The following is a 16,802-nucleotide window of genomic DNA, read 5'->3' as shown; positions in this document are numbered from 1 at the left end:
CGAGATGGACTACGAAACCCTGAAGATCATCTGGTGGGTGCTGATCGGCGTACTGCTGATCGGCTTCGCCCTCACCGACGGCTTCGACATGGGCGCCATGGCGCTGCTGCCCTTCGTCGCCAAGCAGGACCACGAGCGCCGCGTGGCGATCAACACCATCGCGCCGCACTGGGACGGCAACCAGGTATGGTTCATCACTGCCGGCGGCGCGCTCTTCGCCGCCTGGCCGATGGTCTACGCCACGGCGTTCTCCGGCCTCTACTGGGCCATGCTGCTGGTGCTCTTCGCGCTGTTCTGCCGGCCGGTGGGCTTCGACTACCGCAGCAAGCTGGAAGACCCGCGCTGGCGCAACGTCTGGGACTGGGCACTGTTCGTCGGCGGCTTCGTCCCGGCGCTGGTGTTCGGCGTGGCCTTCGGCAACCTGTTCCAGGGCCTGCCATTCAACCTCGACGACATGATGCGGCCCTCCTACCACGGCTCCTTCTTCGCCCTGCTCAACCCCTTCGCCCTGCTCGCCGGGGTGGTCAGCCTGAGCATGCTCTGCCTGCACGGCGGCGCCTGGCTGATGCTGCGCACCGACGGCGAGCTGGCCGAGCGCTCGGCCAGCGCCGCAAGGCTCTGCGCGTTGGTCTACCTGGTGGCCTTCATCGGCGCCGGCGCCTGGGTCAGCTTCGGCATGCACGGCTACAGCCTGGTCTCGGCGGTGGACGGCAACGCCGTGCTCAACCCGCTGCACAAGGAGGTCGCGCTGGACAACGCCGGCTGGCTGGCCAACTACCACAAGCAGCCGCTGACGATGCTCGCCCCCGCCCTGGGCATCCTCGGTGGCCTGATCGCCCTCGGCGCCGCCAGCGGCCGGCGTGGCGGACTGGCCTTCCTCGGCAGTGCCCTGGCGATCATCGGGACGATCTGCACCGCCGGCTTCGCGCTGTTCCCCTTCGTCTTCCCGTCCAGCGAAAACCTCGCGGCGAGCCTGACCCTGTGGGACGCCGTGTCCAGCCACAAGACCCTGGGCATCATGTTCGGCGTGGCCTGCGTCTTCGTGCCGATCATTCTCTGCTACACGCTTTGGGGCTACGTGCGGATGTGGGGCCGGCTCAGCCGCAAGCACATCGACGCCAACCCCCACGGACTCTACTGAGGAGCGACGCACATGTGGTACTTCACCTGGATCCTCGGCATCTTGCTGGCCTGCAGCTTCGGCATCGTCAACGCACTCTGGCTGGAAACCACCCAGGACCTGGACAGCGATGACAGCGCTGATGCCTGACGGCGCGCTGCGCCGCCCATGGAGCCGCGCGCTGTCGCTACTCCTGGCGGCGCCGCTGGCGCTGGTGTTGCTGATCCACCCGGCGCTGATGCTCGACGCCCAGGGAGGGTACAGCCACGGCCCGCTGATGCTGGTGATGCTCGGCGTCAGTGCGGGGTTCGTGCACGGCGTGGGTTTCGATCCACGCACCCGGCTGTGGGCGCTGCTGTTCGGCCCGACCTGCGGCTGGCCGCTGATGCTGCTGGGCTACGCGCTGCTAATGAAGGCGCAACTGGGTCATTAAAAACCGTTACAGGCCTTACAACCCCAACGCCTGCAGCACCGACGCGCCAGTGAACAGCAGCAGAATCTGCCGCTCCGCCAACGCACAGACCTCTTCCCGGCGCCCCTCGGGCAACTCCAGGTAGTCCAGCGACTGCTGGAACAGCTGCCGGCTGATCGCCCGCGACAGCTGCGCCACCTCCGCCTCCGGCACGTTGGGTAACAGGTGGAATTGCGCGATGTCCTCGGCCATGTCGGCGCCGAAGTCGTCCATCACCTTGCCCAGCGCCTCGCGCAGCACCGGCGACGGGCCGTGCAACTCGCGCACGCCTATCACGAAGGCTTCCGGGTTCTGTTCGACGAAGTCGAAGAACAGCCTCACCGTCTCCTGGCAGACCCGCTGGCCGCGGGCGAAATCCAGCCCCAGGGGCAGATGCGCTGCAGCTCCGGCAGCCGGGGCGCGTTCGGCGGCTTCGCGGCGCAAGGCGCGCAGCGGCTGGCGCAGCTGGGTAGCGATGTCACGGATGATCGCCAGGCCCAGGTCGTCCACATCGGCGAAATGCCGGTAGAAGGTGTTCGGGTTCAGCCCCGCCTCGCGCGCCAGCTCGCGCAGACCGATGCTGCTCAGGCTGCGCCGGCTGGAGGCCAGGTGCAGCGCCGCTTCCATCAGCAGGCGCTTGCCCGGTGCGTCCTGGCGTTGTGTTACCTCGTCGAGTTCCAGACTCATCCCTGCCCCACCTCGCCCACCCTAAAGATTGGTTGCCGCCGAAGTATACAGATGTCTACATTGGCAGCACGTAGACAGTTGTATACGCCGGCATACAAGCACAGATAACAGGAGCTAGGCAAATGGGTACGCAAGGGCAAACTGCCGCGAGCAGACACTGCAAAGTCGCCATCATCGGCACCGGATTTTCCGGGCTGGGCATGGCCATCCGCCTGAGCCAGGAGGGCGAGCGCGACTTCCTGCTGTTCGAGAAGGCCGCCGGCGTCGGCGGCACCTGGCGGGTCAACAACTACCCGGGCTGCGCCTGCGACGTGCAGTCCCATGTCTACTCCTTCTCCTTCGAGCCGAACCCGGAATGGACGCGCATGTTCGCCCGCCAACCGGAAATCCGCGCTTACCTGGAGGGCTGCTGGAAGAAGTACCGCCTGGAGAACCGCACCCTTTTCAACACCGAGGTGCAGCGCCTGGAGTGGGACGACGCCCGCAACCTCTGGCACATCCACGACGCCGCCGGCAACCACTACACCGCGCAGGCCGTTGTCTCCGGCATGGGCGCCCTGTCGATCCCCTCGATTCCTCCGCTCAAGGGCCTGGAAAGCTTCCAGGGCAAGGCCTTCCACTCGCAGAACTGGGACCACGACTACGACCTCGCGGGCAAGCGTGTGGCGGTGATCGGCACCGGCGCCTCGGCCATCCAGTTCGTGCCGGAAATCCAGCCGCTGGTGGCCAAGATGGACCTCTACCAGCGCACCGCGCCCTGGATCCTGCCCAAGCCCGACCGCGCCATCAGCGACAAGGAACGCGCACGCTTCAAGCACTTCCCGCTGGTGCAGAAACTCTGGCGCGGCGCGCTCTACAGCATGCTCGAAGGCCGCGTGCTCGGTTTCACCTTCGCGCCCTGGGCGATGAAGATGATCGGCAAGCTCGCCGTGCGCTACATCCACCAGCAGATCAAGGATCCGGAGCTGCGTCGCAAGGTCACCCCGGACTACACCATCGGCTGCAAGCGCATCCTGATGTCGCCCAACTACTACCCTGCACTGGCCGCGCCGAACTCGTCGGTGATCACCGATGGCATCCGCGAGATCCGCGAGCACAGCATCGTCACCGCCGACGGGCAAGAGCGCGAAGTGGACGCGATCATCTTCGGCACCGGCTTCACCGCCAACGATCCGATCCCGCGCGGCACCGTATTCGGCCGCAACGGCGTCGACCTGCTCGACACCTGGAAGCAAGGCCCGGAAGCCTACAAGGGCACCGTCACCCGCGGCTTCCCCAACCTGTTCTTCCTCATGGGCCCGAACACCGGCCTTGGGCACAACTCGATGGTCTACATGATCGAGTCGCAGATCGCCTACGTGCTCGGCGCGCTCAAGCTCATGCAGCGCCGCGACCTGCTCAGCCTGGAGGTCAAGGACGAGGTGCAGGAGCGTTGGAACGCCAAGGTGCAGGGCAACCTCAGCAACACCGTGTGGAACACCGGCGGCTGCAAGAGCTGGTACCTGCACCCGGTGAGCGGGCGCAACTGCACCCTGTGGCCGGGCTTCACCTGGCGCTTCCGCCTGCTCACCCGGCACTTCGATCCGGCTGCCTATCACCTGAACGCACGGCCCTTCCCGGCGTCCGTTGCTCAGCAACCCCGCGCCGAGGAGGTTCCGGCATGAAGTCCTTCGAGAACAAAGTCGCCGCCATCACCGGTGCCGGTTCCGGCATCGGCCGCGCCCTGGCCCGCGAACTGGCGTCCCGCGGTTGCCACCTCGCGCTTGCCGACGTCAACGCCGCCGGCCTTGAAGAAACGCGGCAGGCGCTGACCTCCTACGGCGTGCGCATCTCCACTGACGTGGTCAACGTCGCCGACCGCGAGCAGGTGCACGCCTGGGCCGACAAGACCGCCGCCGAGCACGGCAAGGTCAACCTGATCTTCAACAACGCCGGCGTCGCCCACGCCGGCACCGTGGAAGGCAGCGACTATGAAGAGTACGAGTGGATCACCAACATCAACTTCTGGGGCGTGGTGTATGGCACCAAGGCCTTCCTGCCGCACATCAAGGCGTCCGGCGAGGGGCACATCGTCAACGTCTCCAGTGTGTTCGGGCTGTTCTCGCAGCCGGGCATGAGCGCCTACAACGCCACCAAGTTCGCCGTGCGCGGCTTCACCGAGTCGCTGCGCCAGGAGCTGGACATGGACGGCGGACGGGTCTCGGCCAGCTGCGTGCACCCGGGCGGGATCAAGACCAACATCGCCAAGACCGCGCGGATGAACGACAGCCTCGCCAAGGTCACCGGGCAGAACGCCAACGCCGCGCGCCAGCAGTTCAACGACCAGTTGCTGCGCACCACCCCGGACAAGGCCGCGCAGGTGATCATCCGCGGCGTTGAGCGCGACGCCCGGCGCATCCTCATCGGCCCCGACGCCCACGCCATCGACCTGATGCTGCGCCTGCTGCCGGTGTGGTACCAGAAAGTGGTCACCACCAGCATGCGCCTGGCCGCGCGCTTCGCGCCCAAGCCCAAGGTGCGCACCGAAGGCTACGAAGCCAAGTAACACCAGCGCCCTGACGAAAAAGCCCGCTCCAAGGAGCGGGCTTTGTCATTGCGCATGTCCCGGCTAGCTGCGGGTAATCACCACCTCCAGGTACTCGCTGGGCACCACCAGCGACGTTGGACCTGCGCGATTGCTGCTCTCCAGCAGCCGCGTGAGGTCGGCTTCCAGGCGCGCGCCCTCCTCTTCCGGCAGGTTGGCGAAGGCCTTGTGCAACGGCCCGTACCAGGTGCGGAAGACCTCGATGAAGTGCGCCGGCGAGCGGTAGCGGAAGTTGAAGTAGCGCCGCGTGGCACGCAGGTCGCCCAGCGCCGAACCGAACAGCTCGTGCAGGTGCCCCTCCACGCCCCAGGCCGACGGCGGCTGCACGCCCGGCGCAGGCGGCAGGTACTGGCCGAGCAGGCGGAACAGCTGGCCGATGAAGCCCTGCGGCGTCCAGTTGGCCATACCGATGCGCCCGCCGGGCCGGCAAACGCGCGCCAGTTCGGCGGCGGCGCGCGGCTGGTCGGGGGTGAACATCACGCCGAAGGTCGAGAGCACTGCGTCGAAGCTCGCGGTGTCGAAGGGCAAGGCTTCGGCATCGGCGGGGCGGAACTCCACCGCCAGGCGTTCTGCCTGTGCCCGCTCGGCCCCGCGCTCGAGCAAGGCCGGCACGTAGTCGCTAGAAACCACCTGGCACCCGCGTCGAGCGGCCGCCAGTGTGGCGTTGCCGTTGCCGGCGGCGACATCGAGCACACGCTCGTCGCAGCGCAGGTCGCAGGCTTCGGCCAACTGCTCGCCGACAATCTGCAAAGTCGTGCCGATCACGGCGTAGTCGCCGCTGGCCCAGGCATTCATCTGGCGCTGCTTGAGCGCGTTGAAATCCACAACTGAGTTCATCCGTTGATTCCTCCAGGGTGAAGGACACGCCCCGCCGGCGGCGGAGCGCGCCTGCCGTTCATTCGGCGGTGGTCGGATCTATGGTCGATAGCACCTGCGACACCCGGTTGGCCGGGAAGCCGCCCTGGCGGGCGTGCTCCAGCACCGCAGCCTCGTCGGGAGCTATGTACAGGCAGTAGATGCGATCACCGGTGACGTGGCTGTGCAGCCACTGCACCTGGGGACCCAGCTGGTTCAACACACGGCAGGATTTTTGCGCGATGGCCTTGAGATCACGCTCGGAAAGGGCTCCGGCGCCGGGAATCTCGCGCTCGATAACAAACTTCGGCATGACAACCTCCATGGGAGTGGGAACGGCGAAGGCCGCACTGCACCTTCGCCAGGATCGATGCTGCGCCGCTTCCTCCGAAGGCGTCCTGCTCCAGCGTCGGCCTTGCCTATCCGATCGTCCGGCGCTCGCCCGGTCCCGGGAAAAGGCGCTCAGAATCGACGCAACGCCCGCCGCACGGGAGGTGCAGCATGGAATCGGAACAGCTCGCGACAGCCCTGCAGCGCTTGCAGACGGTCCTGGAAAGGCGCCCCGCCTATGGCCGGGTGCATGACGAACCGGCGATGGCCCGCTGGCAAGGCGCGGGCCGGGTCAGCACGCGGCACGCCAACGGCACCGAACTGCATACCGACCTGCCCGCCGAGCTGGGTGGCTCCGGCACCCAGGTCAGCCCCGGCTGGCTGCTGCGCGCCGCCCTCGCCGGCTGCGTCACCACGCGCATCGCCATGCTCGCCGCCAGCGCGGGCATCGAACTGGATCGCCTGGAAGTCGAGGCGCACAGCCAGTCCGACCTCAATGGCCTGCTGGGCCTCGCCGGCGACAGCGGCCAACCACCCAGCGCCGGACCGCTGGCGGCCAGGCTGCAGGTGCGCATCGCGGCACCAGGCGTATCCAGCGAACGCCTGCGGCAGTTGGTCGAGCAAGGGCAGGCGTTGTCACCGGTATCCGGCGCCCTCGCCCACCACGTGCCGCTGAGCCTGGACATCCAGGTCGCCGACAGCTGATGGACGCGCTCTCGGAAACCCTGCGGGTGGTGCGCCTGGTCGGCGCCATCTTCATCAATGCACGCTTCACCGCGCCCTGGTGCTACCAGTCGCCGCGCGCCGACTCGGTGGTGCAGCTACTGGAGCCAGGTGCCGAGCAAGTGGTGATTTTCCACCTGATCACCGAAGGCGAATGCTTCGTCGAAATGGGCCAGGGGCCGCCAACGCACCTGGTCGCCGGCGATGCCGTGCTCTTCCCCCAGGGCGACGCCCACCGCATGACCTCGCAACCGGGCCTGCCGCCGGCCAGCGGCGCACCGCTGCACACCGTGCTGTCGCGCCGCCCACGGCAACTGGCCTATGGCGGCGGAGGCGCCAGCACCAAGCTGGTCTGCGGCTACCTGGCCTGCGACACGCGCCTCGCACGCCTGCTGCTGGCGGGATTGCCGCCACTGGTAAAAGTGAACGTGCGTGGCTCCGCCGCCGGCGCCTGGCTGGAAAGCTCGGTGCGCTACGCCCTGGCCGAGGCTCGCTCGCCGCGCCCGGGCGGCGCCGGCGTCCTGGCCAAGCTGGCCGAAGTGCTGTTCATCGAAGTGTTGCGCCTCTATATGGAGGAACAAGGCGAAGGCCGCAGCGGCTGGCTCGCCGGCCTGCACGACCGCATCGTCGGCGCCGCCCTCGGCGCACTGCACAAGGAACCGGCGCGCTGCTGGACGCTGGAAGAACTGGCGCGCTGCGCCGGCACCTCGCGCTCGGTGCTGGCCGAACGTTTCCAGCAATTGGTCGGCAACTCACCGATGCAGTACCTGACGCAGTGGCGAATGCTCCTCGCCGCCAACCTGCTACGCGGCAGCAACGCCCCGCTGGCACGGATAGCGGAAGACGTCGGCTACCAGACCGACACGGCCTTCAGCCGCGCCTTCCGCCGCGAATACGGCTGCCCGCCGGCCGCCTGGCGACGCAACCAGGCGGGCCACGCACACCTGTAGGCGCGGATTCATCCGCGAAAATCCCCGCGCCGATCGATCCGTAGGGCGCATAACCGCGTTCGCGGTTATGCGCCGCAGCCAGGCACGAAAACGGCGGATAACCCCTTCGGGGTTATTCGCCCTACAAGGTCGGCATTCGTGCCGTGCGGTTCCCGGATAAATCCGATCCTACGCACCCAGGCAACGCGCAAGCGTTGTCGAACTACAGCCCCATCTGCTTGGCGATGATCTCGTTCATGATCTCGCGGGTGCCGCCGCCAATGGAGAGGATGCGATTGTCGCGATACAGCCGCTCGACCAGGCTCTCGCGCATGTAGCCCATGCCGCCGAGCAGCTGCACGGCGTCGTAGACCACGCGGTCGGCAACGTCGGTGGCGAAGTTCTTGGCCATCGAGATTTCCTTGATCACGCTCTTGCCGACCGCCATCTTCGCGGCCTGGCGATAGGTGAACTCGCGCGATACCTCGACCTGGGTCGCCATCTCCGCCAGGCGGTGCTTGAGCACCTGGAACTTGCCGATCGGCTTGCCGAAGGCCTCCCGCTCGGCGCTCCATTTCAGCGCTTCTTCCAGCGCCATCTGCGCGGTCATGTTGGCCATGGTGGCCAGCGCCAGACGCTCGCTCTGGAAGTTCGCCATGATGCAGGCGAAGCCAATGTTCTCCATGCCGATCAGGTTTTCCGCCGGCACCTTGCAGTCGTCGAAGAACAGCTCGGCGGTGTCCGAGGCCCACCAGCCCATCTTCTTCAGCTTGCGGCCGACGCTGAAACCGGGCGTCCCCTTCTCCACCAGCAACAGGCTGACGCCACCGTAACCCTCGCCGCCGGTGCGCACCGCCACCGTGTAGTAGTCGGCACGCTCGCCGCTGGTGATGAAGGTCTTGCTGCCGGTCACGCGGTAGAAGTCGCCGTCGCGCACGGCACGGGTCTTCAGGTTGGCCACATCGGAACCGCCGGAAGGCTCGGTTACGGCGAGGGCAATGATCTTCTCGCCAGCCAGCACCTGCGGGACGATGCGCTCGCGCAGCTCGGCGCGGCCCCACTTGAGCAGCGGCGGCAGGCCGATATCCAGGGAGCCGAGGCCCGCCACCAGGCCGCCGGAGCCGCTGCGCATCAGCTCCTCGCTGGCAGCGAGCTTGGCGAACAGGTCGCCTTCGTGGCTGCCGCCCAGGGCTTCCGGGTAACCGATGCCGAGGATGCCGGCCTCACCGGCCTTGCGGTACAGCTCGCGGGGGAATTCCTCGGCTTCTTCCCAGTCGGCGATGTGCGGCAGGATCTCGCGCTCGACGAAGCGCCGCACCGTGTCGCGGACCAGGCGGTGGCTGTCGTCGAAGTATTCGGTGAATGCGGACATGGCAGACCTCCAGGCGGATTGCCTGAACTTACCTAGCGCTTGCTTGGTTTGCAAGGCGAGGCACCCGCCATCGGCTAGGACAGATGCGCCGCCCCGAAACGCTCCCGGTACAGCGAAGGCGCAAGCCCCGCACTTGCGCGAAAGGCATTGCGAAAGCTCTCCACGGTGCCGAAGCCACAGCGCTCGGCAATCCGCTCGATACTCTCGGCAGTGCCCTCCAGCAGCTCGCGGGCCCGAGCCATGCGCTCGTGCTGCAGCCAGGCCTTGGGCGTCATGCCGGTGGCATCGCTGAAACGGCGCAGGAAGGTGCGCTCGCTCATCGCCACGCGTTCCGCCATCTGCGCGACGGTGAGCGGTTGGTCGAGGCGCTGGCGGGTCCAGTCGAGCAAGCCCGAGAGGTCATGGCGCGGCGCGCTGGCTACCGGCGCGGGAATGAATTGCGCCTGCCCGCCGCCACGTTGCGGCGACATCACCAGCCGCCGCGCCACGGTGTTGGCGATCTGCGCACCGAAGTCCCGCGCGACCAGATGCAGGCAGGCGTCGATTCCGGCTGCGCTGCCGGCGGAGGTGATGACCTGCCCTGCATCGACATACAGCACCTGCGCATCCACCTCGATCGCGGGAAAACGCCGCCCGAGCTCTTCGGCATAGCGCCAGTGGGTCGTCGCCCGACGCCCGTCGAGCAGGCCGGTCGCCGCCAGCACGAACACCCCCGAGCAGATCGAAAGCAGCCGCGCGCCCTGCGCATGGGCACGCTGCAACGCAGCGACCAGCGCGGGAGGCGGCGGCTCGGCGCGATCCCGCCAGCCCGGCACGATAACGGTGCCGGCACTTTCCAGCGAATCGAGCCCGCCGTCGGCAAGCACCTGGATGCCGCCCAGGGCGCGCATCGGCCCCTGGTCCACGGCGACGATGCGCTGGCGATACCAGGGAAACTCGAACTCCGGGCGCGGCAGACCGAATATCTCCACGGCGATACCGAATTCGAAGGTGCACAGGCCGTCGTAGGCCAGGACGGCTACATCCAGGGGATCACGCTGCATTTGGCGGAAAACTTCCGATCACTGTCTTGAGCGCCACTGTAGCCGGCTTCGGCGGCCGAATACAGTGGCGTCATCTTCAACAGGAGCCTTGCCATGCCCAGCCTCGTCAGCCAGTTCCCCGCCGCCCATCCCGCCGACGCCCTCGCCCATTTCAGCCGTCGCCTGGCCTTCGAGACCGATTGCTCGGACGTGAACAACGCGCAGCAGAACGGCGAACAGGACTTCGTCCTGCTCGATGTGCGCAGCCCTGCAGCCTTCGCCCACGGGCATGTACCCGGCGCGCTGAACCTGCCAACCCGGGAAATCGACGCTCGGCACATGGCTCAGTTTCCGCCGGGTACGCTGTTCGTCGTCTACTGCGCAGGGCCGCACTGCAATGGCGTGCACCGCGCCGCCGCGAAGATCGCTGCGCTGGGCCTGCCGGTGAAGGAGATGATCGGTGGCGTGACCGGCTGGCTGGACGAAGGCCTGGCCTTGGTGAGCGGTGATGCACAACTGTCGCGCGGTGCTGGCGAAGGGATCTCCTGCGCATGCTGACGGTACGCCCGGCGCAGCCGGAGGACGTTCCCGCCGTGCTCGAACTGATGCGCGCGCTGGCGGCGTTCGAAGGCTATCTCGACGACTTCGCGGTTGACGCCCAGGCCCTGCTCGACCGCGCGTTCGGGCCGTCGGCGCAATGCCAGGTCTTCGTCGCCGAGTCAGGCTCGCTCTGCGGCTACGCCGTCGCACAAAGCATTGCGTTCACCTACGACTTGCGCCCCAGCGTACGGCTGAAGGAGCTCTACGTGGTCGAGGCGCAACGCGGCAGCGGCGTCGGCAAGCGGCTGATGCAACGCGTGGCGCAGTGGGCGCAAGCGCAGAACGCCGGGCGACTGCTGTGGGACGTGCTGGCCGGCAATGACGCGGCCGAGCGCTTCTATGCCCGCCTGGGCGGCCGGCGCGAAGTGAAATGGGTGGCCTACGAAATGGGCGCGCAGGCGCTGCAACGCCTGGCGGGGGATTAGCTGCCGATTGGCCGACGGCCAGCCAGGGCGTGGGCCAGGGTGCCGCCGTCGACCAGTTCCAATTCGCCGCCCAGCGGGACGCCATGGGCGATGCGGCTGAGTACCAGGCCGCTGCCCGCCATCAATTGGGCGATGTAGTGCGCGGTGGCCTCGCCCTCTACCGTGGGGTTGGTCGCCAGGATGATCTCGCTGAAACTGCCGGCCTTGATCCGCGCTTCCAGCTCCGGAATGCCAATGGCTTCCGGGCCCAGCCCGTCCAGCGGCGACAGGTGCCCCTTGAGCACGAAGAAGCGGCCGCGATAGCCGGTCTGCTCGACGGCGAACACATCCAGCGGGCCCTCGACGACGCACAGCAGCGAATCGTCGCGGCGCGGGTCGGCGCACTGCGGGCAAAGATCATCCTCGGACAGCGTGCGGCACTGCTTGCAGTGCCCTACCCCTTCCATCGCCTGGGTCAGCGCCTGGGCCAGGCGCAACCCGCCGCTGCGATCGCGCTCGAGCAGCTGCAGCGCCATGCGCTGGGCGCTCTTCTGTCCCACTCCGGGCAGGATGCGCAGGGCGTCGATCAGTTGGCGGATCAGCGGGCTGAAGCTCATGGGGTCTACCGGGAAGAAATACGGGAGGAGTTCTGGGGCGACCAGAGGGTACGCAGGACAAGGCGCGAGCGGTGGCGGACAGCGGAGTTTACTTCAGTAAATGAGCATGTCCGGCATCGCTCGCAACGCAGTCATGGGTGCCGGCTGGGCGGCACCTTCACCTTAGAAGGGCATCTTGAAGCCGGGCGGGAGTTGCATGCCGGCGGTCATGCCGGACATTTTTTCCTGGCTGTTCTGCTCGATCTTGCGCACGGCATCGTTCACTGCGGCGGCGATCAGGTCTTCGAGGATTTCCTTGTCTTCCTGCATCAGGCTGTCGTCCAGGCTGACGCGCTTGACGTCATGGCGACCGGTCATGACCACGCTGACCAGGCCGGCGCCGGACTGGCCGGTGACTTCCGCGTTGGCCAGCTCTTCCTGCATCTTCTGCATCTTTTCCTGCATCTGCTGCGCCTGCTTCATCAGGCCGGCCATGCCACCTTTCATCATTTTGCTCACCTCGATCGTTCAGGGTTGGGCGCGGCCTCAGGCCTTCGCCTCCAGGGGTTCGATGGAACCGGCGCGGATCACCGCACCGAATTTCTGCTGCATCTGCTGCACGTAGGGGTCGGCGACGATCGACGCCTCGGCCGCGCGCTGGCGTTCGGCGCGGCGACGGGCGGCAGCCTGGGCGGGGGTTTCCTGCTCGGGCTTCTGGATAGTCACTTCCAGGCGCAACGTGCGGCCGTGGTACTGGTTCAGCGCGTCGTTCATACGGCGCTGCTGGGTGGCGTTGTACAGCGCGCTCTGCCCCGGGTCCAGGTGCAGGTGCCAGACGTCGTCCTGCACCGACACCAGGGTGCAATTGGCGCCGATGCTGGCGGTCAGGCCGGCCATGCCCAGGCGCGGGAACAGGTCGAGCCACTCGGCAGCGAGGCCGGTAGCCGGCAGCGCGGCCGGTTCCGGCTCGGGCTCGGCCTGGGCCGGCGCTGCGGCTTCGCCATCCAGGTAGCTGAACGAGTCCATGTCGACTTCATAGTAGTCCTCGGCCGGCGGCGGCTCTTCGTCGCGGTCGTCGTCCTCGGCATCGGCCAAGGGCGCGGCAGGCGCCTCGACGGCGGCCACGGGCGGAGTCGGCGGAGTCGGCGGAGTCGGCGGAGTCGGCGGAGTCGGCGGAGTCGGAGCATCGACAGCGACCGGCGCGGCAGGCTCGTCCCACGGCAGGTCGACGGCTTCCTCGACGGGCTTGGCTGGCGCCTCAGGCTCAGTCTGCGGCGCCGGCTGCGGGGCAACCTCGGCCATGACTGCGGGCGCGGCAATGGGCTCGGGTTGGGCCGGAGCCACAACGGGCGCGGCCTCCACGACCGGAGCCGGAGCCGGAGCCGGAGCCGGAGCCGGAGCCGGAGGCGCGGGCGCCGCTGCAGGCGCAACCGCGGCGGCTGGCACGGTGGAGATCACCGGCACGCTGACCGCGGGAATGGTTACCGGCGCCGCAACGGCGGCGCCGGCCACTGGGTTTTGGGAGGAATCAGCCGTGGCCTTGCTGATCCCCAGGTCCTTTAGCGGCGATCTCGGCGCCGCTCCGCTGCTGTCTGCAGGGCGGAACGCCAGCATGCGCAGCAGCACCATCTCGAAGCCGCTGCGCGGGTCCGGCGCCAGGGGCAGGTCGCGGCGGCCGATCAGGCCCATCTGGTAGTAGAACTGCACGTCTTCGCCGGGCAGCGCCTGCGCCAGGGCCAGTACCTTGTCGCGGTCGCCCTGGCCGTTGTCGACGGCGTCCGGCAGCACCTGGGCGATGGCCACGCGGTGCAGCACGTTGAGGATCTCGGCGAGCACGCCAGTCCAGTCCGGGCCCTGTTCGGCGAGGTGGCGCACGGCATCCAGCAGCGCACGGGCATCGCCTTCGAGCAGCGCGTGGAGCACGCCGTAGACCTGGCCATGGTCGAGGGTACCGAGCATGGCGCGCACATCGGCCGCCAGCACCTTGCCCTCACCGAAGGCGATGGCCTGGTCGGTCAGGCTCATGGCGTCGCGCATGGAGCCATCGGCAGCGCGGCCGAGCAGCCACAGGGCGTCTTCCTCGAAAGGCACGTTCTCGGCGCCGAGCACGTGGGTCAGGTGCTCGACCACGCGCTCCGGCGGCATGTTCTTCAGGCTGAACTGCAGGCAGCGCGAGAGGATGGTCACCGGCAGCTTCTGCGGGTCGGTGGTCGCCAGCAGGAACTTCACGTGCGGCGGCGGCTCCTCAAGGGTCTTGAGCAGCGCGTTGAACGAGTGCGTGGAGAGCATGTGCACTTCGTCGATCAGGTAGACCTTGTAGCGACCGCGGGTCGGTGCGTACTGCACGTTGTCCAGCAGTTCGCGGGTGTCCTCGACCTTGGTGCGGCTGGCGGCATCCACTTCGATGAGGTCGACGAAGCGGCCCTCGTCGATCTCCCGGCACACCGAACACTGGCCGCAGGGGGTGGAGCTGATGCCGGTCTCGCAGTTCAGGCACTTGGCGAGGATCCGTGCGATGGTGGTCTTGCCCACGCCGCGGGTCCCGGTGAACAGGTAGGCGTGGTGCAGGCGCTGGTTGTCCAGCGCGTTGATCAGGGCCTTGAGGACGTGGGTCTGGCCGACCATTTCGCGGAACGAACGCGGACGCCATTTACGGGCAAGAACCTGATAACTCATTGAAATCCATCGCGGCTGGTAGGCGGAAGTGGGCTAATGCTAGCCGAATAGGAGGGCAAAGTGCACTGGCAGCGGACGGAGTCGTCCGCATCCCCGGTTCAAAGCTTGGCAAGGGCCATGCCAAGCAGGCATTGTGTCGCCTTCCGTCGTCCCCGGAGTTCGAATGCGCACGCTGGCCGTTCTCCTTCTGCTATTCGTCCCGCTGGCATTCGCCGGAGACCGCCCCGTGCGCTTCTCGGTGATCGAAGGCTGGGCGATGCCGCTGGCGCAGATAGACGAAGGACGGCTGACCGGCGGTATTCTCTTCGACCTGTTCGACGCCTTGACGAAGAAAGCCGGCATCCAGGCCGACTATCGCCTCCTGCCCCGCGCCCGCGTCGCCCAGGCGCTGGAAAGCCACGACATCGACGTGCGCTGCTACATCAGCCCGACCTGGCTCGAACAGCCCTTCCCCGATTACCGCTGGAGCGTGCCGCTGCTGACCCAGCGCGACCTGCTGGTCTCCCGCGACGACCAGGCGACCGACCTGGGTGGATTGTCACGGCAGACCATAGGCACCGTGCTCGGCTATCGCTATCCGCCCTTGCAGCCACTGCTCGACAGCGGCCAGATCCGCCGCGACGACGCACGCACCCAGGAGCTGGTGCTGAAGAAACTGGAGATCGGACGCTATCGGTACGCCGTGAGCAGCGAGCTGGCCCTGCATTGGTTCAATCGGGCATTGCCCGAGAAGCAGCAGCTGCATCCGGTGGCGCAACTCGACCAGACGGACCTGAGCTGCATGGTGCTCGACGATCCGCAGGTGCCGACCCGTGCCCTGCTCGACGCCCTGGCGGCGCTGAAGCAGTCGGGCGACATCGAGCGCATCCTCGCGCACTACCGCTGAACGCCACGAAAAAGGCCGCCCGAGGGCGGCCTTCTAGCATCCAGGCTGTGCGATCAGCGCTTTTCGGCGGCGCTGCGCAGGCCCTTCAGGGTATTCATCGGGGCATCGACCACGAAGCTGTTGGCCAGCCAGGACGGGATGCTGCCGCCCGGCTCGGTCTGCACCTGGTAGGTCACTTCGGTCACGCCCGCTCCCTTGGGCACCAGCTTCCACTCGCCGACCAGCTTGGGTACGCGAATCTCGCCGCTGACTTCCGGGGTGAAGGTCGGCTCGCCGTTCAGGTGGCGGATCATGCCGCCGTCCGGGGTCTTCTCGGTGGTCACGTGGATGACCACGTCACGACCGGTCACCGGCCACGGCATGCTGATCTTCGAGTAGGTCCAGGTGTCGCCGCCTTCGGTCTTCAGCAGACGCATGTCGGCGCAGGCGTGGATCCACTTGCAGGAGCCCTTCACGTCTTCCTGCAGGGCGTTGATGGTGGCGACGTCGGCCTTGATGTCCACCACGCCGCGGTAGGCCTTGTACTTGGAGCCCGGAACGGCGCTCAGGTAGACCTTGACGCCGTCCTCGTCCTTGGCCAGCTGCCAGTCCTCGGCCAGGGCGGTGCCGCAGATGCTCATCACGGCGGCGCTCAACAGGGTCGTACGGAGGATGCCACGCATCGTCTTTGTTCCTCTGGTTATTGTTGGTCTTCCGGGGCTCGCTCAGCGGCGGCACCCTTCGCAAATCCGCGGTCCTGAGCGGTTCGGCAGTCAGGACGGGCGCCAGTATGGACCGAGCAAACGTGACTTCCAAGTCACGCCGCGGTGATGCGCTCCCACTCGGTGAGGATGCGCACGGCCGCCTCGGCGCTGTCGCCACAGACTTCGGGATCGGCGCCAAAGGCCGAGCACACGGCCGGGCGCTCCAGCTGGCCGAAGATCCGGCAGAAGTTGCGTTCGTCGAGCTGCACGCAGCGCACGCCGGCCGGCTTGCCATCGGGCATGCCGGGGATGGGCGTGGAGATCGACGGCGCCACGCAGCAGGCGCCACAACCGGCTCGACATTGCATTGCACTGGCCTCGCGGGACCGGAGAGGAAAGGACGCGTCGCCGCCGGGGGCAGCGCGCGGCGCGGAGGATAATCCCGGCGCCGGCCGACGCCAAGGTCTGCCGGTCGCCTGGTCTTGGCGACGCGGATGCCGCGCTATAGGCTGGCGCCCTTTCCCTGCGACGAGACGCGCGCCATGCCGGTCTGGATCCAAACCGCCACCCTCCTGGTGTTCTCCAACCTGTTCATGACCTTCGCCTGGTACGGCCACCTTAAGACCCTGAACACCAAGCCGTGGATCATCGCCGCGCTGGTCAGCTGGGGCATCGCCCTGTTCGAGTACCTGCTGCAGGTGCCGGCCAACCGCATCGGTTTCACCGCGCTGTCGGTCGGCCAGCTGAAAATCATGCAGGAGGTCATCACCCTCGCGGTCTTCGTGCCCTTCAGCGTCTACTTCCTGCAGCAGCCGCTGAAGCTCGACTACCTGTGGGCCGGCCTGTGCATGCTGGGCGCGGTCTACTTCATCTTCCGCGCCTGA

21 protein-coding genes are annotated in these 16,802 nt (G+C 67.4%); 11 read left to right on the top strand and 10 right to left on the bottom strand.

Features of this window, described 5'->3' with window-relative positions; all coding sequences use genetic code 11:
• Positions 1-4: 4 nt before the first annotated feature.
• From cydB to PKB_RS10505, 3 genes are read left to right on the top strand one after another with little or no spacing between them, the layout of a single operon-like run.
• Positions 5-1,141 (top strand): cytochrome d ubiquinol oxidase subunit II, encoded by a 1,137-nt coding sequence (gene cydB, locus PKB_RS10515; protein WP_043251498.1) that lies wholly within the window; start codon positions 5-7, stop codon positions 1,139-1,141.
• 12 nt (positions 1,142-1,153) lie between these two features.
• The gene (gene cydX / locus PKB_RS29050) at positions 1,154-1,270 is read left to right on the top strand and encodes a cytochrome bd-I oxidase subunit CydX (RefSeq protein ID WP_043251496.1); all 117 of its coding nucleotides are present in this window, start codon (positions 1,154-1,156) and stop codon (positions 1,268-1,270) included.
• Positions 1,251-1,553: a cyd operon YbgE family protein gene (locus PKB_RS10505; protein ID WP_043251494.1), complete on the top strand. Its 303-nt coding sequence runs from the start codon at positions 1,251-1,253 to the stop codon at positions 1,551-1,553. The genes cydX and PKB_RS10505 overlap by 20 nt, the downstream gene beginning before the upstream one ends.
• 15 nt (positions 1,554-1,568) lie before the next feature.
• On the opposite strand, the gene PKB_RS10500 is transcribed toward PKB_RS10505, so the two are convergent.
• Positions 1,569-2,258, bottom strand: a complete 690-nt coding sequence (locus tag PKB_RS10500) for a TetR family transcriptional regulator (protein ID WP_043251493.1) — start codon at positions 2,256-2,258, stop codon at positions 1,569-1,571.
• Positions 2,259-2,380: 122 nt separating this feature from the next.
• Here PKB_RS10500 and PKB_RS10495 point away from each other — a divergent pair, with 122 nt between their 5' ends.
• Positions 2,381-3,922: a flavin-containing monooxygenase gene (locus tag PKB_RS10495; RefSeq protein ID WP_043251491.1), complete on the top strand. Its 1,542-nt coding sequence runs from the start codon at positions 2,381-2,383 to the stop codon at positions 3,920-3,922.
• Positions 3,919-4,803: an SDR family NAD(P)-dependent oxidoreductase gene (locus tag PKB_RS10490; RefSeq protein ID WP_043251488.1), complete on the top strand. Its 885-nt coding sequence runs from the start codon at positions 3,919-3,921 to the stop codon at positions 4,801-4,803. The genes PKB_RS10495 and PKB_RS10490 overlap by 4 nt, the downstream gene beginning before the upstream one ends.
• 63 nt (positions 4,804-4,866) lie before the next feature.
• Here the strand turns inward: PKB_RS10490 and PKB_RS10485 are convergent, their stop codons facing one another.
• Together PKB_RS10485 and PKB_RS10480 are read right to left on the bottom strand one after the other, a co-directional pair.
• Positions 4,867-5,679, bottom strand: coding sequence for a class I SAM-dependent methyltransferase (locus tag PKB_RS10485; protein WP_043251486.1), 813 nt, complete (start codon positions 5,677-5,679; stop codon positions 4,867-4,869).
• A gap of 58 nt (positions 5,680-5,737) precedes the next feature.
• Entirely contained in the window at positions 5,738-6,010 is a 273-nt protein-coding gene (locus tag PKB_RS10480) for a DUF4242 domain-containing protein (RefSeq protein WP_043251483.1), read from the bottom strand.
• 188 nt (positions 6,011-6,198) lie between these two features.
• On the opposite strand from PKB_RS10480, the gene PKB_RS10475 reads away from it, so the two are divergent.
• Positions 6,199-6,732, top strand: a complete 534-nt coding sequence (locus PKB_RS10475) for an OsmC family protein (RefSeq protein ID WP_043251482.1) — start codon at positions 6,199-6,201, stop codon at positions 6,730-6,732.
• Entirely contained in the window at positions 6,732-7,700 is a 969-nt protein-coding gene (locus tag PKB_RS10470; protein ID WP_043251480.1) for an AraC family transcriptional regulator, read from the top strand. The genes PKB_RS10475 and PKB_RS10470 overlap by 1 nt, the downstream gene beginning before the upstream one ends.
• 202 nt (positions 7,701-7,902) lie before the next feature.
• On the opposite strand, the gene PKB_RS10465 is transcribed toward PKB_RS10470, so the two are convergent.
• Together PKB_RS10465 and ftrA are read right to left on the bottom strand one after the other, a co-directional pair.
• Entirely contained in the window at positions 7,903-9,051 is a 1,149-nt protein-coding gene (locus tag PKB_RS10465) for an acyl-CoA dehydrogenase family protein (protein WP_043251478.1), read from the bottom strand.
• A gap of 74 nt (positions 9,052-9,125) precedes the next feature.
• The gene (ftrA, locus tag PKB_RS10460; RefSeq protein WP_043251476.1) at positions 9,126-10,094 is read right to left on the bottom strand and encodes a transcriptional regulator FtrA; all 969 of its coding nucleotides are present in this window, start codon (positions 10,092-10,094) and stop codon (positions 9,126-9,128) included.
• A 93-nt stretch (positions 10,095-10,187) separates the two neighbouring features.
• Here ftrA and PKB_RS10455 point away from each other — a divergent pair, with 93 nt between their 5' ends.
• Both PKB_RS10455 and PKB_RS10450 read left to right on the top strand, forming a co-directional pair.
• Entirely contained in the window at positions 10,188-10,631 is a 444-nt protein-coding gene (locus tag PKB_RS10455) for a rhodanese-like domain-containing protein (RefSeq protein WP_043251473.1), read from the top strand.
• Positions 10,625-11,098, top strand: a complete 474-nt coding sequence (locus PKB_RS10450) for a GNAT family N-acetyltransferase (RefSeq protein ID WP_043251471.1) — start codon at positions 10,625-10,627, stop codon at positions 11,096-11,098. Before PKB_RS10455 ends, PKB_RS10450 begins: the two co-directional genes overlap by 7 nt.
• Here PKB_RS10450 and recR read toward each other — a convergent pair.
• The 3 genes from recR to dnaX form a co-directional block, all read right to left on the bottom strand.
• Complete coding sequence (gene recR / locus PKB_RS10445) at positions 11,095-11,694, bottom strand: recombination mediator RecR (protein WP_043251468.1); 600 nt, start codon at positions 11,692-11,694, stop codon at positions 11,095-11,097. The genes PKB_RS10450 and recR overlap by 4 nt on opposite strands.
• 162 nt (positions 11,695-11,856) lie before the next feature.
• Positions 11,857-12,183: a YbaB/EbfC family nucleoid-associated protein gene (locus PKB_RS10440; protein WP_016491885.1), complete on the bottom strand. Its 327-nt coding sequence runs from the start codon at positions 12,181-12,183 to the stop codon at positions 11,857-11,859.
• 36 nt (positions 12,184-12,219) lie between these two features.
• A complete protein-coding gene (gene dnaX, locus PKB_RS10435; protein WP_043251463.1) occupies positions 12,220-14,349 on the bottom strand; it encodes a DNA polymerase III subunit gamma/tau in 2,130 nt (709 codons plus the stop codon).
• Positions 14,350-14,512: 163 nt separating this feature from the next.
• Between dnaX and PKB_RS10430 the strand changes: the two genes are divergently transcribed.
• Positions 14,513-15,235 (top strand): substrate-binding periplasmic protein, encoded by a 723-nt coding sequence (locus tag PKB_RS10430; protein ID WP_043251460.1) that lies wholly within the window; start codon positions 14,513-14,515, stop codon positions 15,233-15,235.
• Between the two features lie 53 nt (positions 15,236-15,288).
• Here the strand turns inward: PKB_RS10430 and PKB_RS10425 are convergent, their stop codons facing one another.
• Together PKB_RS10425 and PKB_RS10420 are read right to left on the bottom strand one after the other, a co-directional pair.
• The gene (locus tag PKB_RS10425; RefSeq protein ID WP_043251458.1) at positions 15,289-15,897 is read right to left on the bottom strand and encodes an START domain-containing protein; all 609 of its coding nucleotides are present in this window, start codon (positions 15,895-15,897) and stop codon (positions 15,289-15,291) included.
• 134 nt (positions 15,898-16,031) lie between these two features.
• A complete protein-coding gene (locus PKB_RS10420; protein ID WP_043251457.1) occupies positions 16,032-16,286 on the bottom strand; it encodes a YkgJ family cysteine cluster protein in 255 nt (84 codons plus the stop codon).
• A gap of 174 nt (positions 16,287-16,460) precedes the next feature.
• Between PKB_RS10420 and PKB_RS10415 the strand changes: the two genes are divergently transcribed.
• Positions 16,461-16,802, top strand: a complete 342-nt coding sequence (locus PKB_RS10415; protein WP_043251456.1) for a DMT family protein — start codon at positions 16,461-16,463, stop codon at positions 16,800-16,802.

The sequence above is a fragment of the Pseudomonas knackmussii B13 genome (assembly GCF_000689415.1).
In the GTDB taxonomy this organism is placed as follows: Bacteria; Pseudomonadota; Gammaproteobacteria; order Pseudomonadales; family Pseudomonadaceae; genus Pseudomonas; species Pseudomonas knackmussii.
The sequence above is the reverse complement of the archived record's forward strand: the minus strand, read 5'-3'. Positions and strand labels throughout refer to the sequence as shown.

What these genes read in the sequence shown, in the direction of transcription:
- PKB_RS10470 (WP_043251480.1), top strand. Translation starts at nt 6,732, where the DNA reads ATGGACGCGCTCTCGGAAACCCTGCGGGTGGTGCGCCTGGTCGGCGCC.
- PKB_RS10490 (WP_043251488.1), top strand. Translation starts at nt 3,919, where the DNA reads ATGAAGTCCTTCGAGAACAAAGTCGCCGCCATCACCGGTGCCGGTTCC.
- dnaX (WP_043251463.1), bottom strand. Translation starts at nt 14,349, where the DNA reads ATGAGTTATCAGGTTCTTGCCCGTAAATGGCGTCCGCGTTCGTTCCGC.
- PKB_RS10440 (WP_016491885.1), bottom strand. Translation starts at nt 12,183, where the DNA reads ATGATGAAAGGTGGCATGGCCGGCCTGATGAAGCAGGCGCAGCAGATG.
- PKB_RS10480 (WP_043251483.1), bottom strand. Translation starts at nt 6,010, where the DNA reads ATGCCGAAGTTTGTTATCGAGCGCGAGATTCCCGGCGCCGGAGCCCTT.
- PKB_RS10495 (WP_043251491.1), top strand. Translation starts at nt 2,381, where the DNA reads ATGGGTACGCAAGGGCAAACTGCCGCGAGCAGACACTGCAAAGTCGCC.
- PKB_RS10430 (WP_043251460.1), top strand. Translation starts at nt 14,513, where the DNA reads ATGCGCACGCTGGCCGTTCTCCTTCTGCTATTCGTCCCGCTGGCATTC.
- PKB_RS10415 (WP_043251456.1), top strand. Translation starts at nt 16,461, where the DNA reads ATGCCGGTCTGGATCCAAACCGCCACCCTCCTGGTGTTCTCCAACCTG.
- cydX (WP_043251496.1), top strand. Translation starts at nt 1,154, where the DNA reads ATGTGGTACTTCACCTGGATCCTCGGCATCTTGCTGGCCTGCAGCTTC.
- cydB (WP_043251498.1), top strand. Translation starts at nt 5, where the DNA reads ATGGACTACGAAACCCTGAAGATCATCTGGTGGGTGCTGATCGGCGTA.
- PKB_RS10475 (WP_043251482.1), top strand. Translation starts at nt 6,199, where the DNA reads ATGGAATCGGAACAGCTCGCGACAGCCCTGCAGCGCTTGCAGACGGTC.
- PKB_RS10500 (WP_043251493.1), bottom strand. Translation starts at nt 2,258, where the DNA reads ATGAGTCTGGAACTCGACGAGGTAACACAACGCCAGGACGCACCGGGC.
- PKB_RS10485 (WP_043251486.1), bottom strand. Translation starts at nt 5,679, where the DNA reads ATGAACTCAGTTGTGGATTTCAACGCGCTCAAGCAGCGCCAGATGAAT.
- PKB_RS10505 (WP_043251494.1), top strand. Translation starts at nt 1,251, where the DNA reads ATGACAGCGCTGATGCCTGACGGCGCGCTGCGCCGCCCATGGAGCCGC.
- PKB_RS10455 (WP_043251473.1), top strand. Translation starts at nt 10,188, where the DNA reads ATGCCCAGCCTCGTCAGCCAGTTCCCCGCCGCCCATCCCGCCGACGCC.
- PKB_RS10420 (WP_043251457.1), bottom strand. Translation starts at nt 16,286, where the DNA reads ATGCAATGTCGAGCCGGTTGTGGCGCCTGCTGCGTGGCGCCGTCGATC.
- PKB_RS10450 (WP_043251471.1), top strand. Translation starts at nt 10,625, where the DNA reads ATGCTGACGGTACGCCCGGCGCAGCCGGAGGACGTTCCCGCCGTGCTC.
- ftrA (WP_043251476.1), bottom strand. Translation starts at nt 10,094, where the DNA reads ATGCAGCGTGATCCCCTGGATGTAGCCGTCCTGGCCTACGACGGCCTG.
- recR (WP_043251468.1), bottom strand. Translation starts at nt 11,694, where the DNA reads ATGAGCTTCAGCCCGCTGATCCGCCAACTGATCGACGCCCTGCGCATC.
- PKB_RS10425 (WP_043251458.1), bottom strand. Translation starts at nt 15,897, where the DNA reads ATGCGTGGCATCCTCCGTACGACCCTGTTGAGCGCCGCCGTGATGAGC.
- PKB_RS10465 (WP_043251478.1), bottom strand. Translation starts at nt 9,051, where the DNA reads ATGTCCGCATTCACCGAATACTTCGACGACAGCCACCGCCTGGTCCGC.